Below are 17,696 nucleotides of genomic sequence, written 5' to 3' on the forward strand. Positions count from 1 at the left end.
CCCGCACCGGCCGACCGGTCAGGGGGCCGGGCGCTCCGTCACCGGTTCCTGCAGCTCGGTCACCCAGGCGTCCCGGTCCGGCGGGCACTCCAGGCTGACCTCCCGCGGATAGCCGGCCGAGCGGTATCCGTTGCCGTCGATCCACCGGGCCAGCGTCTGGGCCGTCGGCAGCACCGTGTCCATCGACCCGTGGTGCACGATCGTCGCCGCCCGCTCCAGGGGCGGCAGGTCGAGGACCCGGAAGTCGCCGTCCCGCACCGACGCGGCGACCTGGACGGCGGCGTGCACCAGGATGCGGCCGCCGCCCTCGGGGGCGTCCTCGTAGGAGGCGATGCCGACACCCGCCGGGGCGACGCCCGCCGCCGCCAGGCGCCGGAACAGCTCCTCGTACAGCGGCCCGACGACCGGCCCGATGTCCGCGGGCGCGAAGCTCGCGGCGGTGGCGGTCAGCTCCGCCACCCGGGTCGCCGGGACCTGCTTCAGTACCACGTCGTTCGTGGGCATGCGCCCCTCGCTCTCGATCGACCGGAGTCTCGCCTCGACCTGGACCAGCCGGGCCGCCGCGGCGGCCATCGCGTCCGCCAGCTCCGCGCGCCGCAGCCGCAGCATGCCGCGCAGCTCCTCGGTACCGATCTGCTCGTCCACGATGTCCCGCACCTGGTGCAGGGTGAACCCGAGATCCTTGAGCGCGATGACGCGGTTGAGGCGGGTGAACTGGGCGGCCGTGTAGTACCGGTAGCCGGTGGCGGGGTCGACGCGGGCCGGGCGCAGCAGCCCGGTCGCGTCGTAGTGCCTGAGCATCCGGACCGAGACGCGGCCGTGCCGGGCGAAGTCTCCGATGGTGAACATGACGTCTCCGAGTCCATCCCCTGACACGGTGTGAGGGTCAACCTGACCCTATGACCGGCCCTCCTCGCCCCACCGGCGCGGGGCGGCTCCGTTTGCGCGGTGCCCGGGGAGGCGTTTCGGTGGGAGGGGGTTCGTCGAGCCGTTGCAGGAGCTGCCATGTCGATGTCGTCGTTCGGTTTCGGGTCGTCGGACCCCTTCAGCGAGCTGCTGAACCGGTTCTTCGGCATGTCGCCCGCCTCCTCACCCCCGGCGGTGCAGCGGGTGCCGATCGGGCGGCTGCTGACCGAGTCCGCGCAGGAACTGCTCAACCTCGCCGCCCGCCGGGCGCTGGAGGACGGCACCGGCGACCTCGACACCGAGCACCTGCTCTGGGCGGCCACCAAGGTCGACCCCGCCCGCTCCCTGCTCGCCCGGGCCGGCGTCGACCCCGAGGCCCTCGGCGACCGCATCGCCGAGATCCTGCCCAGGGAGGCCGGCGAGCCCTCCGCCGAGCCGGGCCTCACCCCTGCCGCCAAGCGCACCCTCACCACTGCCTACGCCCGCTCCCAGGCCGCCGGCGTCTCCTACATCGGCCCCGAGCACATCCTCGGCGCGCTCCTGGACGGCGCCGACTCCGGGGCCGCCCGGCTGCTGGGCGCGGACGGCGAGGACGCCCGCAAGCTGGCCGGCCTCACCGAGCAGGCCGGCCGCCCCGCCCCCGAGCGCGGCCGAAGTGCCACGACGCTGGACGAGTTCGGCCGCGACCTGACCGAGGAGGCCAAGGCCGGCAAGCTCGACCCAGTGGTCGGGCGGGCCGAGGAGATCGAGCAGACCGTCGAGATCCTCTCCCGCCGCTCCAAGAACAACCCCGTGCTCATCGGCGAACCCGGCGTCGGCAAGACCGCCATCGTGGAAGGGCTTGCCCAGCGCATCGTGGCCGGGGAGGTGCCCGACACCCTCAAGGACAAGCGGGTCGTCGCGCTCGACCTGTCCGGCATGGTGGCCGGCGCGCAGTACCGCGGCCAGTTCGAGGAACGCCTCAAGAAGGTCATCGAGGACGTCCAGAGGGCCGAGGGCGAGATCATCCTCTTCATCGACGAACTGCACACCGTCGTCGGCGCCGGAGCGACCGGCGAGGGCTCCATGGACGCCGGCAACATGCTCAAGCCCGCCCTCGCGCGCGGCGAGCTGCACGTGGTCGGCGCCACGACCATCGACGAGTACCGCAGGTACGTCGAGAAGGACGCCGCGCTGGAGCGCCGCTTCCAGCCGGTGATGGTGCCCGAGCCCTCCGTCGAGGAGACGGTCCAGATCCTCGAGGGCCTGCGCGACGCCTACGAGGCCCACCACCAGGTCCGCTTCGCCGACGGCGCCCTGGCCGCCGCCGCCGAACTCTCCGACCGGTACGTCAGCGACCGCTTCCTGCCAGACAAGGCCATCGACGTGATGGACCAGGCCGGGGCCCGGGTGCGGCTGCGCAGCGCCGGCCGCTCCACCGAGGTGGTCGGCCGCGAGGACCGCATCGCCGGGCTGCGCCGCGAGCAGGAACAGGCCGTCGCGGCCGAGGACTTCGACCGGGCCGCCCGGCTCAAGCGGGAGATCGCCGAGGCGGAGGGCGAGCTGGCCGGCATCGAGGAGCGACGCGAGGGCGTCGTCTCGGTCACCGCCGACGACATCGCCGAGGTCGTCTCCCGCCGCACCGGCATCCCGGTCGCCCAGCTCACCGCCGGCGAGAAGGAGCGGCTGCTGCGCCTGGAGGAGGACATGCACGCCCGCGTCGTCGGTCAGGAGGAGGCCGTCACCGCCGTCTCACGGGCCGTTCGGCGCAACCGGGCCGGCATGGGCGACCCGAACCGCCCCGTCGGCTCCTTCCTCTTCCTCGGGCCCACCGGCGTCGGCAAGACGGAACTGGCCAAGACCCTCGCCGAGCTGCTGTTCGGCGAGGAGGACCGCATGATCCGCTTCGACATGAGCGAGTTCCAGGAGAAGCACACCGTCGCCCGCCTGGTCGGCGCCCCGCCCGGCTACGTCGGCTACGAGGAGGCCGGCCAGCTCACCGAGAAGGTGCGCCGCCGCCCGTACAGCGTGGTCCTGTTCGACGAGGTGGAGAAGGCCCACCCGGACATCTTCAACACCCTGTTGCAGATCCTCGACGACGGCCGCCTCACCGACGCGCAGGGCCGCACCGTCGACTTCCGGCACTGCGTCGTCATCATGACCTCCAACATCGGCGCCCCGCGCATCCTCGACCACCAGGGCGACGTCTCGGAGCTGAAGGACGAGCTGATGGCGGAGCTGCGGACCCGCTTCCTGCCGGAGTTCCTCAACCGCATCGACGACATCATCGTCTTCCACGGCCTCACCGAGGACGACCTCGGCGAGATCGTGGACCACCTGCTCGGCCAGAGCGAGCGCCGCGTGCACGCGCAGGGCATGCGCCTGGAGGTGACCGAGGCGGCCAAGAAACTGCTCGTCGCCCACGGCCACCAGCCGGCGTTCGGCGCCCGGCCGCTGCGCCGCACCATCCAGACCGAACTCGACAACCGCATCGCCGACCTCCTCCTGGGCGGCGAGGCCGAGCCCGGCGACACCATCGTCGCCGACGTGCAGCAGGACAGCCTGCACTGCACGGTGCGCAAGCACAGCTGACGGGAAGACCCGACGAAAGGAAGCCCCATGTCCTCGAAGCGCCGCCGCAAGAAGAAGGCCCGCCGCAAGAACGCCGCCAACCACGGCAGCCGGCCCCAGTCCTAGAGACCCGTCCCAGAGACCAGTCCTAGAGAGCAGTCAGCCGCCGCGCGTACGCGGTCGGTGGCACCCCGACCGTCGTGGTGAAGTCCCGGACCAGGTGGGCCTGGTCGCTGTAGCCCAGCTCGCCCGCCAGGTCCGCCCAGTCGACGTCCCCGCCCGACTCGGCGCGCTCCAGCGCCTCGTGGATGCGGTAGCGCAGGATGACCCACTTGGGACCCACCCCGACGTGCGCGGCGAACAGGCGTTGCAGGGCGCGGACCGAGACCCCCTCCGTCGCGGCGAGGTCGGCCGCGCGGCGAACCGATCGGTCCGCCCGCACCCGCTCCACCAGCGCCAGGGCCGCGCGGGTCCCGTCGGTCGGCTCGGGCCCGAGGCCGAGCAGGAAGGCGTCGAGGGCGGCGACCCGCTCGTCCTCCGGCTCCGGGCCGGTCGCGCGGGCCGACACCGCCTCTGCCGCCGCCCGGACGCCGGGCCCGCCGTCTCCCAGCTCGGCGCACGCCTGGGGCAGCGGTACATGCCGGCCCGTCCAGTACGACACGGGACGCCGGGGCGCGAACGGCCGGAACCCCCCGGGCCGGAACTGCACCCCGCACACCCGTCCCCGCCCGGTCAGCTTCCGCGTCCACAGCCCGCCCAGCACCCCCGCGACCTCGCCCCGGGGCGCCCCGCCCGCGGCCCGCTCCAGGACGAGGTTCACCGAGGGGTGCGGCACGACATGCGTCGCGTAGGGCGCGGGCAGGTCCCAGTCGATCAGCCAGTAGTGCTCCAGGTACGGGCGCAGGGCGGGGGCGGGCTCGCGGCGGCGGAAGTCCACGTGGGCGAAGAGGTCCCGGGCGTCGACGATGCCCCGGGTGTCGCGTCGCGGACCGGCCATGATCCCGATGCTATACGCGGCCGTCCCCATCCACTCCTTCGCCGCGTTGCCTCGATCTGTCGCGTTCCTTCAAGACGGGCCCGCCCCCGGCGCCTAGCGTCGAAGCCATGACGAAGAGCATCAGTGACCTGCTGAGGTCGGCGACGGAGCGCACCGTCCCCCTGGTGCGCGGCACCGCCGACACCGCCCTCGCCGCGCCGACCCCCTGCGCCGAGTACGACGCGCGGGCCCTCGTCGCACACCTCTTCGACGTGGTGGTGAACTTCCAGCGGCTCGCGGCCAAGGAGGACGCGCATTTCGGCCAGGAGCCCGGGCCCGACCGGCTCGCGGCGGAGGACTGGCGCGAGGCCTTCGCCGCGGAGTGCGACGCCCTGGTCGCCGCGTGGGCCGTGCCCGGCGCCGACCAGGGCAGCACGGGCGCGATGAACATGCCCGCGCCGGTGGTCGGCCGGATGGCCCTGGGCGACCTGACCGTGCACGGCTGGGACCTCGCCCGCGCGACCGGCCGGCCCTACGACCCGGATCCCGCGGTGGTCGACGCCCTCCTCGGGACCTTCGCCGAGCTGGCGCCGACGGCCCGGAGGATGGGCGTCTTCGGCGCGGAGCACCCGCTGCCCGACGGCGGCGCGGACGCCACCCCGCTCGACCGCCTGCTGGCCCTGACCGGCCGCGACCCGCGGTGGACCCGCCCCTGAGCGGGTCACGGAGCGGACGGAGCGGGACGGGGGACTACAGCGTCCGGCGCATGCAGACCCGCGGCCATCGGGCCAGGCCGTGCGCGGCCTCGCGGTCGCGGATCTCCCGCAGGCCCGGCGTGAGCGCCCCGTCGGCCAGGACGCGGAAGCCGCAGCGCGCGTAGTACGGGGCGTTCCAGGGAACCTCCGCGAACGTCGTCAGCGTGAGCGCGGACGCCCCCGCGCGCGCGGCGTGGACCGCCAGGTGCTCCAGGAGCAGCCGGCCGATCCCGCGCCGCGCGCTGTCCGGGTGCACGGAGACCTGCTCGACGTGGAAGCCGCCGTCGACCCGGTCGGCGATCAGGTAGCCGACCGGGCTGTCGGTGCCGTCCACCGCCGCCCAGGCGAGGCCGGCCGCCTCGTACCGGGCGAGTTCGGCGAGGGTGAGCGGGTCGTCGTCGGCGATCTCCGGCATGCCGACGTCCCGGAACCACCGGCCGGCGGCGCGCTCGACGTCCTGGAGCACGGGCAGGTCGGCCGGGCGCACGGCGCGGACGCGGACGGTGTCGGACACGAGGGAGCGGCCTTCCGGTCAGAGGCCCGCGAGCAGGCCGTCGAGCGGGGCGGGCGTGCGCGCGGGTTCCAGCGCCTCGACGAGCACCCGGCCGTAGTGGATCTTGCGGCCCTTCTTCGTGCCGAGGAAGCGCCGCAGCTGCTGGTGCGCCGTCCGGCCGCGCTGGGCCGGCTGGTGCCGGAAGGTCTCCAGGGCGCGCAGATCGCCCTCCGCCCCGACGAGCTCCGTCACCCGCGCCACCCCCAGCGCGCGGATCAGCTCGTCCTCCAGGTCCGCCGCGCAGACGAAGAACCCGTCGGCGCCTGCGCCCACCCGCTCCAGGCCGCGGGCGTAGTACCCCCACTCCGCCTCGTCGCACAGCCCGGCCAGGCGCAGGCCCAGTCCGTGCGGCCCGAGCAGCGCGGTGAACCGCCCGACGCTCATCGCCCCGCCCATGGCCAGCAGGCAGGTGCCCTCCGCCGCCAGGTCCCGGCCGCGCCGCGCGGCCAGCGCGCCGACCGCGGCCACGTCGCTCGGACCCTCCACGAGGACGGCCGTCCGTACCCCCAGCCGCCCGGCCAGCTCGCGCGGAGGGCCGCCGGGCCCACCCGCCGCCCACGCGGTGACCGCCTCCCGGAACGCCTGCATGTCAGCCATGTCAGGAGTGTGCGCCCCTGGCCCCCCGCACCGATAGGCCATTTCGGTCCGCGCGGGCCCCGCCGCCGCCGTGCGCGGTGCGCGACGTCGTTCCCGGTGGGCTAGGGTGGCCCGACATCGAAGCTGGTGAGGGTGGAGCCACGGACATCGGGCTGAGCCGGGAGCGGGCGGTGCCGGGAAGCGGCGAGCGGGACACGGCCGGAGAGCCGTCGCGGCTGGAGGCGCTGCGCCACACCGGCCTCTCGGCCGCCGCCGACCCGGGCATGGACCGCTTCGCCCGCCTGGTGTCCAGCGTGCTGGGCGTCCCCGTGGCGCTGGTCTCGCTGCTGGAGGAGACGCGGCAGATCCTCCCCGGCATGATCGGCCTCGGCGAGCCCTGGGCGAGCATGCGGCAGACCCCGCTCACCCACTCGCTGTGCCGGCTCGTCGTCACGGGCCGGGAGGCGGTGGCCGTCGCCGACACCCGTCAGGACGCCCGGACCGCGGCGAGCCCGGCCGTCGACGACCTCGGCGTGAAGGGATACCTCGGCATGCCGCTGACGGACGCCGACGGCCAGGTGCTGGGCGCACTGTGCGCCATCGACAGCCGGCCCCGCGACTGGAGCGCGCGCGAACTCGCCGACCTGGAGGACCTCGCGGCGGCGTGCAGCGCGGAACTGCGGCTGCGGATCGTCTCGCGCCAGCGGGAGCAGGCGCGCCGGGGCGAGGCCGAGGCCCGCCACCAGGCCGAGGGCATGCGCGAACGGACCCAGCGCATGCTGGAGCGCTCACAACTGCTGCTGCGCGCGGCGGACGCCCTGGCCGACACCACCGGCCTCGCCGAGGTCCAGCAGCGGCTGCGCGACCTGGTCAGCACCGACCTGGAGCCCGCCCACGTCGGCCTGGCCCTGGTGGAGGAGGGCCGGCTGCGCCATCTGCCGGACCCGGCCGGGCCGGAGCTCGCGGAGCACCGGCACGAGACGTACCCCCTGGACTCCGCCCGGCCTTCGGCCCGCGCGGTCCGCGAGAGCCGCACGATCACCGTGCACGGCCCGGACGAACTGGCCGCCGGCTACGGGCCCGAGGCCGTCGCCGCGTTCGACGGACTCGGCCTGCACACGCTGGTCTGCGTCCCGCTGCCCGGCACCGTCATGCCGCTCGGGACGCTCGTCCTCGGCTGGGAGCGGCCCAACGAGCTGGACATCATGGAGCAGGCCGTCCTCGCCGCGCTGGCCGGGTACACCGCCCGTGCCGTGGAACGGGCGGTGTTCGTGGAGGACCGCATCGACGTGGCCCACCAGTTGCAGCAGGCCATGCTCACCTCGCTGCCCCGGATCGCCGGACTCGAGGCCGCCGCCCTGTACCGGCCGGCCGCCGCGGCGGACATGGTCGGCGGCGACTGGTACGACCTGTACCCCCTGCCCGCGGTCACCGGCGAGGGCGAGCCGCCACCTCGCTCGGCCACCCTCGCCCTGACCATCGGCGACATCACCGGCCACGACATGAAGGCCGCCACCCTCATGGGCCAGACGCGCAGCATGCTGCGGCAGGCGGACCTCGACCACCCCGGCGCCACCCCCGCCGAGGTCGTCACGGCTCTCGAGCACGCCAACCACGCACTGGGCATCGGCTCCAGCGGCACCCTCGTCCACGCCCACCTGGGCCCGCGCACCTCCGCCGGAGAGGCCGGCTGGGAGCTGACCTTCACCAACGCCGGCCACCCGCCCCCGCTGCTCGCCGAGCCCGGCGGCCCGGTGCTCCGTCTGGAGGAGCACGGCCCGCTGCTGCACCCCGCCCTCGGCTCCGTCCCGCGCGCCGCGCACCGCCGCCTCCTCCCGCCCGGCGCTGTGCTCCTCTTCTACACCGACGGACTCGTCGAGCACCGCGGCACCGACCTGGACGCCTTCATCGACCGCACGCGCGACCACCTGGACGCCCACCGCGACGACGACCTGCCCACTCTCCTCACCGGCCTCGCCGACACGGTCGCGGGACCGGCCCCGGGCGACGACGTCGCCCTGCTGGCCGTCCGCGTGTCGAAACCGGCCCCGGTCGGCGGCTGACAGGACGTCGGCTCAGAGCGCGATCCATTCCCGGGAGGTGGTGACCTCCGCCAGGACGTCGGGCAGCGGCTCGACGCCGAGACCGGGTCCGGTGGGCACGTCGAGGTGTCCCTCGCGGAGGACGAACGGTTCGGTGACGTCGGTCGCGAAGTACCGGCTGGAACCGGATGTGTCGCCGGGCAGGGTGAAGCCGGGCAGCGCCGCCAGCGCCACGTTGGCGGCGCGCCCGATGCCGGTCTCCAGCATGCCGCCGCACCAGACGGGCACGCCGTGCGCGCGGGCGACGTCGTGGACGCGCCGCGCCTCCAGGTAGCCGCCGACCCGGGCCGGTTTGACGTTGATGACGGAGCAGGCGCCCAGCTCGATCGCCGCCGCGGCGTGGGCGGCCGACTCGATCGACTCGTCCAGGCAGAGCGGTGTGCGCAGTCGCCCGGCCAGTCGCGCGTGCTGCACCAGGTCGTCGTTGGCCAGCGGCTGCTCGATCATGAGGAGCCCGAAGTCGTCCAGCTTCGCGAGCTGCCCGGCGTCCGCCAGGGAGTAGGCGGCGTTGGCGTCGACCTGGAGCAGCAGGTCGTCACCGAACCGCTCCCGCACCGCGCGCACCGGCGCGACGTCCCAGCCCGGCTCGATCTTCAGCTTGATCCGGACGTACCCCTCGGCGACGTACCCCTCGACGGCGTCGAGCAGTTCGCCGACGGTGTCCATGATCCCGACCGAGACGCCGCACGGCACCCGGTCGCGGGCGGCGCCCAGGAAGGAGCCGAAGGACTCGCCGGACGCGCGCAGCTGCGCGTCGAGGACCGCCGTCTGCAGCGCCGACTTCGCCATCCGGTGCCCGGTGAACGGCTCCACGGCCCGTCCCAGCGCGTCCGCGTCCAGGCCGCTGCCCGACAGCGCGGGGATCAGGAACCTGCGCAGCACGTCCTGGGCGCCGTCGACGTACTCGGAGCAGTAGCGCGGCTCGGACATGGCCGCGCACTCGGCCCAGCCCTCGCCGTCGGGCGTGACGACGCGGACCACCAGGACGTCACGGCTGCTCTCCACGCCGAAGGAGGTCCGGAAGGGGGCGACGAGCGGCATGGCGATGCGGCGCAGCTCGACGCCGGAGATCTTGGTCTTCATGGGGCTGTCTGCTCCTCGGCGTTGGGGTCGGTCGGTGTCGTGGCGCGCCGCACCACGTAGTGGCGGCGCTCGTGGAGGCCGACGACCCGGGCGCCCTCGGCGAGCAGGCCGCCCAGGGTGTCGCGCAGCGCCAGCCGCCAGGCCCGGGCGGCGCCGGGATCGGTGCGGCGCAGGGCCTCGATGTCGTCAGGGAGGGCGACGAGCACGATCTCGGCGTCCGTCGCGACGGTCACCGGCCGGCCTCCGTCGTCGCGCAGGCCGTGCGCGGCGCCGCCCGGCAGGTCGCACCCCTGCGTCGCACCGGCTCCGGCGGGCGGCGCGGTGAGGTCCCAGCCGGTCAGCACCCGGTCGGACTCGTCGCCGCCGTTGATCGAGTCGTCCATGGCCCCGTAGAAGGAGGTCAGGTACTCCTCGGGCCGGGCACCGAGCTTGACGAGGTTGAAGTAGGCGTTGCGGCGGATCAGCGGGTCGTAGGTCCAGGTGATGCGCCGCAGGCCGCGGGCGAGCGCCCACTGCCGCTGGTGCAGCTTGAGGGCGAGGCCCACTCCGCGGCCCGCGACGGCACCGGTGATGTGCGAGTGCAGGCAGGTGCCCACGGGGCCGGCGAAGAAGGCCACGGACGCCCCCACGAGTCTGCCGTCCTCGTAGGCCCCGGCCACGTAGTTCCCGGCGTGCGAGAGGGCCCGCATGATCTCCGCGGAGACGGGGGCGCCGGCCGGCCCGGTGCCCCAGATGTCGGCGTGCAGGAGGGCGACCGCCTCGAACTCCGCCATGGTGTGCAGTTCGCGGATCTCCGGCGCGCTCACCGCAGCGCCCCGAGCAGGCCGGCCAGCAGCCGGGTGCGGCCGGGCATCTCGGCGGTGACGACGTGCTCGTGGGCGGCGTGCGCGCCGTCGCCCACCGCGCCGAGCCCGTCGAGTGTCGGACATCCCACCCCGGCGGTGTAGTTGCCGTCGGAGGCCCCGCCGACGGCGGCCTGCGCGAGCGGGCCCATGCCGAGCCGGGCCGCCTGCTCGGTGGCCAGCGCGAAGAGCTTCCCCGACGCGTCCGGGTCCAGGGGCGGCCGGTTGGGGCCGCCGCCGACCTGGAGCCGGGCCCCCGAGAGCCGTGGCCGCAGACCCCTGATGAGCCGGTCGACCTCGTCCTGGGCCGCGGCGGTGGGCACCCGGACGTCGACGCTCAGCTGCGCCCGGGCGGGCACCGTGTTGCCGGACGTGCCGGCCGACAGCAGGGTGGGGGTCACGGTCGTCCCCGGCCCGGTGGCGGCGGCGACCGCGTCCGCGACGCCCGCCAACGCCAGGAGCTGATGGGCGACTTCGGTGGCGGCGTTCACGCCCTTCTCCGGTTCGAGCCCCGAGTGGGCGGCGCGGCCGTGGACGGTGAGGTCGTAGAAGGAGACGCCCTTGCGGCCGGTCTTCAGGGCCCCGCCGGGGGCCGACGGCTCCAGGACGAGGGTCGCCGAGCACCTGCGGGCGAGGTCCTCGATGAGTTGCCGCGAGGTGTCCGAGCCGGTCTCCTCGTCGCCCGTGATCAGGACGCACAGGCCGTCGAGGGAGGGCTGCGCGGCCAGCGCGTGGAACATCTGGACCAGCCCGGCCTTCATGTCGAAGACGCCGGGGCCGCGGGCGACGCCGTCCTCCACCGACCAGGGGCGCGTCGCGAGGGAGCCGGTCGGCCAGACGGTGTCGTGGTGGCCGAGCAGCAGGACGCGCGGGGTGCCGAAGGTCCACTGGACATGGCTGACACCCCCGGCCTCCAGAATCTGGGGCGCGGCGCCGAGCAGACGGGCGCCCAGGTCCCCGACCACCCGGGCGCTGCGGGCCACGGCCGCGTGGTCGTCGGAGAAGGACTCGCAGGTCACGAGCGTCTCCAGGTCGGCGAGCAGGGAGTCGAGGGCGGCGGCGTCCACCCGCGCGGAGCGGTCTTCGTCGTCATGCGGCACGGTGTGTCCTTAAGGGAGGGATGGGCGCCACGCTAGGCAGGCGCGTCGCGTCCGGCTTCGTGGCGGGGTGAGAACCCGGGCGGCGGATTCGTACGGGGGACCCGACCGGGCCGCCGCCCGCGGCGGCGGTCAGCGCAGGCAGGCGCCCAGCAGCCGCCGCACGTTGCCGCCGAGGACCCGCAGGACGTCCTCCTCCGGCAGGCCCCGGCGCTCCAGCGCCTCGGTGACCAGGGGCAGCCCGGCCGGACCCTCCAGGCCGGGGAAGTCGAACAGGGGGTCCTCGTCGTCGAGGTTCTCGCAGCAGGGCGGGGTGACGTCGGCGATCACCTCGCGGACGAAGTCCGGGCCCAGGCCGACGTGTTCGATCCCGGCCACATCCGCGATGTGCTCGATGTGGTCCACGATCCGGTCGGCGCTCACCTTCGCCGGGTCGTCGGTCAGGAAGTCCGGCACGAAGTTCACGCAGACCACGCCACCGGTGCCGGCCACCCCGCGGATCTGGTCGTCGGTCAGGTTGCGGTGGTGGTCGCGCAGGGCGCGGGCGGAGGAATGGGTGGCGATCAGCGGCCGGGTGGCCAGCTCCAGGACGTGCTCGACACCGCTCGCGCCGAGGTGGGAGATGTCGAAGAGCATGCCCAGGCGTTCCATCTCCCGCACCGCCCGCACACCCGGCGCGGTCAGTCGGCTGCCGGTGGCGTCCTCCCGGCTGCCGTCGGCCAGCGGGGTGCGCCCCCAGTGGGCTATGGACGCGATGCGCACCCCGAGCCGGTACAGGGTGGAGAACAGCTCCACCGAGGCGTCCACACCGGGCGCGCTCTCCAACGCGAGGACCAGCGCGATCCGCCCCCCGGCCAGCGCCGCGTCGATCTCGGCGCCGGTGCGGCACAGCGCGACCCGCTCCGCGTTGGCCTCGGCGAGCACATAGGCGCACTCGATCATGCGCAGGGTCTGCCGCAGCGCCCCCTCGGGACGGTACTGGTCGTCCACGAACACCGGCAGGACCTGGATGCCGACGCCGCCCGCGAGCAGTTGGGGCAGCCAGCGCTCCCGGAAGAAGCCGCCCCAGCGCTCGGGGGGCCGGGCGGCGACGGCCATGAGCAGGTCGTTGTGGGCGTCGGCGACGACGGCGCGGCGGTGCAGGTGCGTTGACATGAGGGGCCTTTCAGGGGGGATCGTCAGCGGGGCGCCAGGCGCGGGACCGCGTCCAGCAGGGCCTTGGTGTACACGTGCCGGGGTGCGTCGATCACGTCCTGGACGGGTCCCGACTCCACCAGCCGCCCGTGGCGCAGGACGGCCACGGTGTCGCAGACGTAGCGCACCACGGCCAGGTCGTGCGAGATGAACAGCAGGGTCAGGCCGAGTTCGGCGCGCAGTTCGCGGACGAGGTTGAGCACCGCGCCCTGCACCGAGACGTCGAGGGCGGAGGTGATCTCGTCCGCGATGAGCAGGTCGGGGCGGGCGGCCAGCGCGCGGGCGACGGCCACGCGCTGCCGCTGGCCGCCGGAGAGCTCGCGGGGGTACTTGGCGGCGTGGCCGGCGGGCAGCGAGACGAGGTCCAGCAGCCGCGCCACCTCGCCCGCCCGCCCGGCGCGCGGGACGCGGACGCCCTCGGCCACGGAGTCGCCGACGGTCATCCGCGGGTCGAGCGAGGCGTAGGGGTCCTGGAAGACCATCTGGACCCGGCCCACCCCGGTGATCGCGCCCCGGTACGGGACGAGCCCGGCCACGGCGCGGGCGAGGGTGGACTTGCCCGACCCCGACTCGCCGACCAGTCCGGTGGCACCGCCCTCGGCCACCTCCAGGCCGACGCCGTCGACGGCCGTGAAGGAGCCGTACCGCACGGTCACGTCGCTGATGTTCACTCTGCCTCCCAGCAGGCCACGGCGTGCCCCGCGGCGCGCTCGACGAGGTCGGGGCGGACGGCGCAGCGCGAGGTGGCGAGCGCGCACCGCTCGGCGAAGGCGCAGCCGTCCGGCACGTCGCCCGGGGCGGGCTGGCGGCCCGGGATGGTGCTCAGCGGCCGGGAGCGGTCGGTGTCCATCGTCGGCAGCGAGCCGATCAGCGCCCGCGTGTACGGGTGCCGGGCGTCGTGCAGGGCGCCGGCCGGCAACTCCTCGACCACGCGGCCGGCGTACATCACCGCGACCCGGTCGCACAGGCCGCCGACGACGGCGATGTCGTGCGAGATGAACAGGGCGCCGGCGCGGGTGTCGTCCACCACCTCGCGCAGCACCCGCACCACCTCCCGCTGCACGGTGACGTCCAGGGCGGTGGTCGGCTCGTCGGCGACGATCAGGCGGGGCGCGCCCATCAGGCCCATGGCGATGACGGCCCGCTGGCGCATCCCGCCGGACAGCTCGTGCGGGTACTGCTCGACGATCCGCTCAGGCCGCGCGAGGTGCACGCGCCCCAGGCGCTCGACGGCCCGGGCACGGGCCTCGGCCCGGGTGGCGCCGTCGTGCAGGACGGCCACCTCGGCGAGTTGGCCGCCGACGCGCAGCGCGGGGTTCAGGGCGGACGACGGGTCCTGGAAGACCATGGCCAGGGACGCGCCGAGCAGCGCGCGGCGCTCGGCCTCCCGCAGTTCGTCCACGTCGACGCCGCACAGCAGCATGCGGGCGCTCGCGACCGCCCCGGGGTGCGGCACGAGCCGCCCGATCGCCGCCGCGGTCATGCTCTTGCCACTGCCCGACTCGCCGACCAGGCCGAGGATCTCGCCCTCGCGCACGGTCAGCGACACCTGGCGCACCGGCGTGCCGCCGGGGAACGCCACGGTCAGCTCCCGCACTTCAAGGACCGCGTCCGGCACCGGCTCCCGCCGCTCGGGCTCCACCGCCGGCACGGCGACCCGGCCCACTGGACCGCCGTGGCCGGCCGCGGCAGCGGCGAAGGTGTCGCCGAGCATCATGAAGCCGAGGCCCGCCAGCGCGACCGCCGAGGCGGGCGCCACGACGACCGAGGGCGTGAGGTAGACGTGCCCGAACGCCTCGTTGAGCAGCCGCCCCCAGTCGTAGTCCGGCGCCTGGACGCCCATGCCGAGGAAGGACATCGCGGACAGGCCGAGCAGGGCGCTTCCCATGGCCTGCGCGGTGTTGAGCACCAGCGGCTCGGCGATGTTGGGCAGGATGTGCCGGCTCAGGATCCGGCGGCGCGGCACCCCCAGCATGCGGGCGGCCACGATGTAGTCGGCGCCCGCGACGGACGAGGCCAGGGTGTGGGTGAGGCGGGCGAAGGCAGGCGCGAGCGCCACGCCGATCCCCGTCACGGCGCCTTGGGCGCCGAGCCCCGCGACGACGGCCGTGAACATCGCGAGGAGCAGCGCGGGGAAGGCGACCAGGATGTCCACGGCGGCGACGACCGCGCGCCCTGCCCGCCCCGGCAGCAGGGCGGGCAGGGCGCCCAGCAGGACCCCGCCCACGGTGCCGATCGCGGTGGCGACCAGGGCCAGCCCCAGGGTGAGCCGGGTCGCGACCAGGGTGCGGGCCAGCAGGTCCCGGCCGAGGGCGTCGGTGCCGAGGAGATGCGCGCCGGAGGCCCCCTCGTTGATCCGCCGCGGGTCGATGCGGGCGGCGGCGTCGCCCCACAGCGGCGGGCCGATGACCGCGAGGAGGACCATGACGGCGATCAGGGCGGCGCCGAGCGCGCCGGCCGGGGTTCTCAGCAGGCGGCGCATCAGCCCTCCTGGCGGTCGGGCGCGGACAGGGCGGACTTCGGGTCGAGCACGCCGAGCAGCACGTCGACGAGGAAGTTGACGAGGAGGACGAGGGCGCCGTAGACGAGGATCATGGCCTGGGCGACCGGGTAGTCCTTCTGCGTGATGGCTTCGACCGTGCGCTGTCCGAGCCCCGGCCAGGCGAAGACGTTCTCCACGAGCACGCTGCCGGTGATCAGCCCGCCGAGCAGCAGGCCCGCCACCGTCAGGGTCGCGGTGAGGGTGTTCGGCAGCAGGTGCACCGCGTACAGCCGCCGGGCGGGCAGCCGCTTGGCGCGGGCCAGCCGCATGTAGTCGGCGTCCAGCTCCCGCAGCGTCTCCACCCGGGCGAGGCGGGCGATCATCGCCGCCGGGGCGATCGACAGCGCGGTCACCGGCAGCACGTAGGAGGCGGGGCCGGTGAGGCCGGCCGGCGGGAGCAGGCCGGGGCCGAGGGCGAGGAGGAGCAGCAGGGCGAGGCCGTAGAGGTACTCGGGGACCGCGACCGCGGCCCCGGTCACCGTGGTGAAGACGGTCCCGGCACCGCGCCGCCGGCCCCGCCGGGTGGTCACCGCCGACCACATTCCGAGCGGGACGGCGACGGCGAGGGCCACGAGCGTGGCGAGCACGGCGAGGGCCACGGTGTTGGGCAGCCCCTGCGCGATGATGTCGGCCACCGGCCGGGAGGAGAAGAACGAGGTGCCCAGGTCGCCCCGGCACAGGTCCTTGACGTAGTGCCAGAACTGCACGGGCAGCGGGTCGTCCAGGCCGAGGTCGGCGCGGCGGGCGTCGACGAGGTCCTTGGGGGCGGTGGGGCCGAGCATCTGCCGCAGCGGATCGCCGGGGATCAGATGGATCATCGCGAAGGACGCCACGACGAGGACGGCGAGCGAGACGACGAGGCGGAGCAGCCGGCGGACGAGCGGCCGAAGCACCCTGGAGGCGCGGGCTGTGGTCACTTCGCGGCTCCGCCCATCCGGATCGAGGTGGGGTCGAACAGCCCCGCCGTGATGCGGAAGGTGGCGTCGTGGGCCGCGGTCGTCAGCGTCTTGTCGACCACGGGGACGAGGTCGCCGCTGTCGAACAGGGCGCGCTCCGACCTCTCCCAGTCGGCGCAGCCCGCCGAGCCCGGGAGCCTGCTCGCCGCGGCCGTGGCCCGCTCGTAGGCGCGGTTGGTGAGGTGGGCGAAGTTGCCGCCGTCGGGCGTGAAGGGGCCGGAAAGGGTGCCGAGCAGCTGGGTGGGGAGCGTGACGCCGAGCGGCGCCCAGTCCACGTCCCAGTCCTGGGTGACCGTCTCCACCTCGCCGTAGGCGGCGTCCGACAGGGCGCGGAGGCGGACGTCGGCGCCGACCCGCTGCCAGGCGTCGGCCAGGTACTCGGCCGCGGCGGCCATCGTCTCGCCGCCGGACGTGCCGTAGATCATCCGGAGTACGAGCGGCTTTCCGTCCTTGCGGCGGACGCCGCCGCCGGAACGGTGCCACCCCGCCGCCTCCAGGGCCGTCTCGGCCGCCCGCCGGTCGAAGGCGGGCAGGTGTCCGGCGACCGTGTCGCCCGGGCAGGGGCGTGGTCGCATCACCAGACCGGTGGGCGGCCGCCCGGTGCCGCCGGTGGCGATCGCGCCGAGGTCGCCGAGGCCGACCGCCTGGAGCAGGGCCCCGCGCACGGCGGGATCGTGGCCGGGGCGGCCCGCGCCCTGGTGGAAGAAGAACTCCTGGGTGCCGTTGGGCACGGTCGAGGTGGTGAGGCCGGGCACGCCCGTCACCCGTGCCCGGTCCGGACCGGCGAACTGCGCGGCGTTCACACGGTGCGAGAGCAGCAGGTTGGCCGCGGTCGACTCGCTGCCGACGACCTCCAGGACGACCGAGCCCGGCATGGCGGGATCGTCGGCGGAGGCACCGTCGGGGCCCCAGGTGTAGTCCGGGCGGCGGGTGAAGGTGTAGCGCCGGCCGGGCAGGGCCGAGGTGAGCCGGAAGGGGCCCGAGCCGGAGGTGCCGTCCTTCAGCAGGGAGCGGTCCCTCAGTCCGGCGCCGCAGACGACGAACAGGTAGCGGGTGCTCTGGAGGATGAACGCGAACGGGCGGGGCGTGGAGAGCGTGACTGTGCCCGCCGCGTCGTCGGCCTTCGCGGCCAGCCCCTCGGGCACCACCACGCCGTACGCGGGCGACCTGGTCGCCGGATCGGTGAGGTGCGCGACGTTGGCGGCGACGGTGCTCGCGGTGACCGCACTGCCGTCCGCGCAGGTCACGCCCCGGCGCAGGGTGAAGGTGACGGAGGACGGACCGACGTGCCAGCGCTCGGCGAGGCCGGAGGTGACCCGCCCGTCGGGCGCGATGTTCACCAGGGAGTCGTAGGCCAGCGAAAGGGCCGTGTACGTGGCGGTGTTCTGCACCTGGGCGGGGTCGAGCAGTCCGGGATCGCTCTTGATCGCGAAGCTGAAGGCGTCGCCGCCGGCCGACCCGGCCTGACCGGCACCGCCGCCGCAGCCGGCCGCCAGCAGCGACACCGCGACACCCGCGGCGACCGCTCGGGCTCTGTTCATAAGGGGCTCCTTGAGGCGGGGGA

The 17,696-nt window shown here is 74.9% G+C and carries 15 protein-coding genes; 3 read left to right on the forward strand and 12 right to left on the reverse strand.

Annotation, left to right across the window (positions count from 1 at the left end; translation table 11 throughout):
- Positions 1-18 precede the first annotated feature (18 nt).
- On the reverse strand, positions 19-849 hold the full coding sequence (locus tag ACGFZL_RS17140; RefSeq protein ID WP_355173885.1) for a MerR family transcriptional regulator: 831 nt from the start codon (positions 847-849) through the stop codon (positions 19-21).
- Between the two features lie 156 nt (positions 850-1,005).
- Here ACGFZL_RS17140 and ACGFZL_RS17145 point away from each other — a divergent pair, with 156 nt between their 5' ends.
- Positions 1,006-3,477, forward strand: a complete 2,472-nt coding sequence (locus tag ACGFZL_RS17145; RefSeq protein ID WP_393692446.1) for an ATP-dependent Clp protease ATP-binding subunit — start codon at positions 1,006-1,008, stop codon at positions 3,475-3,477.
- A gap of 127 nt (positions 3,478-3,604) precedes the next feature.
- Here ACGFZL_RS17145 and ACGFZL_RS17150 read toward each other — a convergent pair whose 3' ends face one another.
- Positions 3,605-4,453 (reverse strand): DUF6597 domain-containing transcriptional factor, encoded by an 849-nt coding sequence (locus tag ACGFZL_RS17150; RefSeq protein ID WP_393692448.1) that lies wholly within the window; start codon positions 4,451-4,453, stop codon positions 3,605-3,607.
- A 107-nt stretch (positions 4,454-4,560) separates the two neighbouring features.
- Here ACGFZL_RS17150 and ACGFZL_RS17155 point away from each other — a divergent pair, with 107 nt between their 5' ends.
- Positions 4,561-5,148, forward strand: a complete 588-nt coding sequence (locus tag ACGFZL_RS17155) for a TIGR03086 family metal-binding protein (protein ID WP_393692450.1) — start codon at positions 4,561-4,563, stop codon at positions 5,146-5,148.
- A 34-nt stretch (positions 5,149-5,182) separates the two neighbouring features.
- Here ACGFZL_RS17155 and ACGFZL_RS17160 read toward each other — a convergent pair whose 3' ends face one another.
- Together ACGFZL_RS17160 and ACGFZL_RS17165 are read right to left on the reverse strand one after the other, a co-directional pair.
- The gene (locus tag ACGFZL_RS17160; RefSeq protein WP_393692452.1) at positions 5,183-5,701 is read right to left on the reverse strand and encodes a GNAT family N-acetyltransferase; all 519 of its coding nucleotides are present in this window, start codon (positions 5,699-5,701) and stop codon (positions 5,183-5,185) included.
- A gap of 18 nt (positions 5,702-5,719) precedes the next feature.
- Positions 5,720-6,337 (reverse strand): TOPRIM nucleotidyl transferase/hydrolase domain-containing protein, encoded by a 618-nt coding sequence (locus ACGFZL_RS17165; protein WP_393692454.1) that lies wholly within the window; start codon positions 6,335-6,337, stop codon positions 5,720-5,722.
- A gap of 170 nt (positions 6,338-6,507) precedes the next feature.
- Between ACGFZL_RS17165 and ACGFZL_RS17170 the strand changes: the two genes are divergently transcribed.
- Positions 6,508-8,379, forward strand: coding sequence for a GAF domain-containing SpoIIE family protein phosphatase (locus ACGFZL_RS17170; protein ID WP_393692456.1), 1,872 nt, complete (start codon positions 6,508-6,510; stop codon positions 8,377-8,379).
- Between the two features lie 12 nt (positions 8,380-8,391).
- On the opposite strand, the gene menC is transcribed toward ACGFZL_RS17170, so the two are convergent.
- The 8 genes from menC to ACGFZL_RS17210 form a co-directional block, all read right to left on the reverse strand.
- Complete coding sequence (menC, locus tag ACGFZL_RS17175; RefSeq protein WP_393692458.1) at positions 8,392-9,501, reverse strand: o-succinylbenzoate synthase; 1,110 nt, start codon at positions 9,499-9,501, stop codon at positions 8,392-8,394.
- Positions 9,498-10,307 carry a GNAT family N-acetyltransferase gene (locus ACGFZL_RS17180; protein ID WP_393692460.1) on the reverse strand — a complete coding sequence of 270 codons (810 nt, stop codon included), beginning with the start codon at positions 10,305-10,307 and terminating at the stop codon, positions 9,498-9,500. The genes menC and ACGFZL_RS17180 overlap by 4 nt, the downstream gene beginning before the upstream one ends.
- Positions 10,304-11,386 carry a M20/M25/M40 family metallo-hydrolase gene (locus ACGFZL_RS17185; RefSeq protein WP_393692548.1) on the reverse strand — a complete coding sequence of 361 codons (1,083 nt, stop codon included), beginning with the start codon at positions 11,384-11,386 and terminating at the stop codon, positions 10,304-10,306. The genes ACGFZL_RS17180 and ACGFZL_RS17185 overlap by 4 nt, the downstream gene beginning before the upstream one ends.
- A 186-nt stretch (positions 11,387-11,572) precedes the next feature.
- Positions 11,573-12,595 carry a dipeptidase gene (locus tag ACGFZL_RS17190; protein ID WP_393692462.1) on the reverse strand — a complete coding sequence of 341 codons (1,023 nt, stop codon included), beginning with the start codon at positions 12,593-12,595 and terminating at the stop codon, positions 11,573-11,575.
- Positions 12,596-12,618: 23 nt separating this feature from the next.
- On the reverse strand, positions 12,619-13,305 hold the full coding sequence (locus ACGFZL_RS17195; RefSeq protein ID WP_393692464.1) for an ABC transporter ATP-binding protein: 687 nt from the start codon (positions 13,303-13,305) through the stop codon (positions 12,619-12,621).
- Positions 13,302-15,116 (reverse strand): dipeptide/oligopeptide/nickel ABC transporter permease/ATP-binding protein, encoded by a 1,815-nt coding sequence (locus tag ACGFZL_RS17200; protein WP_393692466.1) that lies wholly within the window; start codon positions 15,114-15,116, stop codon positions 13,302-13,304. The genes ACGFZL_RS17195 and ACGFZL_RS17200 overlap by 4 nt, the downstream gene beginning before the upstream one ends.
- Positions 15,116-16,093, reverse strand: a complete 978-nt coding sequence (locus tag ACGFZL_RS17205; protein ID WP_393692468.1) for an ABC transporter permease — start codon at positions 16,091-16,093, stop codon at positions 15,116-15,118. Before ACGFZL_RS17205 ends, ACGFZL_RS17200 begins: the two co-directional genes overlap by 1 nt.
- The gene (locus tag ACGFZL_RS17210) at positions 16,090-17,673 is read right to left on the reverse strand and encodes an ABC transporter substrate-binding protein (protein WP_393692470.1); all 1,584 of its coding nucleotides are present in this window, start codon (positions 17,671-17,673) and stop codon (positions 16,090-16,092) included. The genes ACGFZL_RS17205 and ACGFZL_RS17210 overlap by 4 nt, the downstream gene beginning before the upstream one ends.
- Between the last annotated feature and the right edge of the window lie 23 nt (positions 17,674-17,696).

Origin of the sequence: Streptomyces sp. NPDC048182 (assembly GCF_043202555.1) — a bacterium.
In the GTDB taxonomy this organism is placed as follows: Bacteria; Actinomycetota; Actinomycetes; order Streptomycetales; family Streptomycetaceae; genus Streptomyces.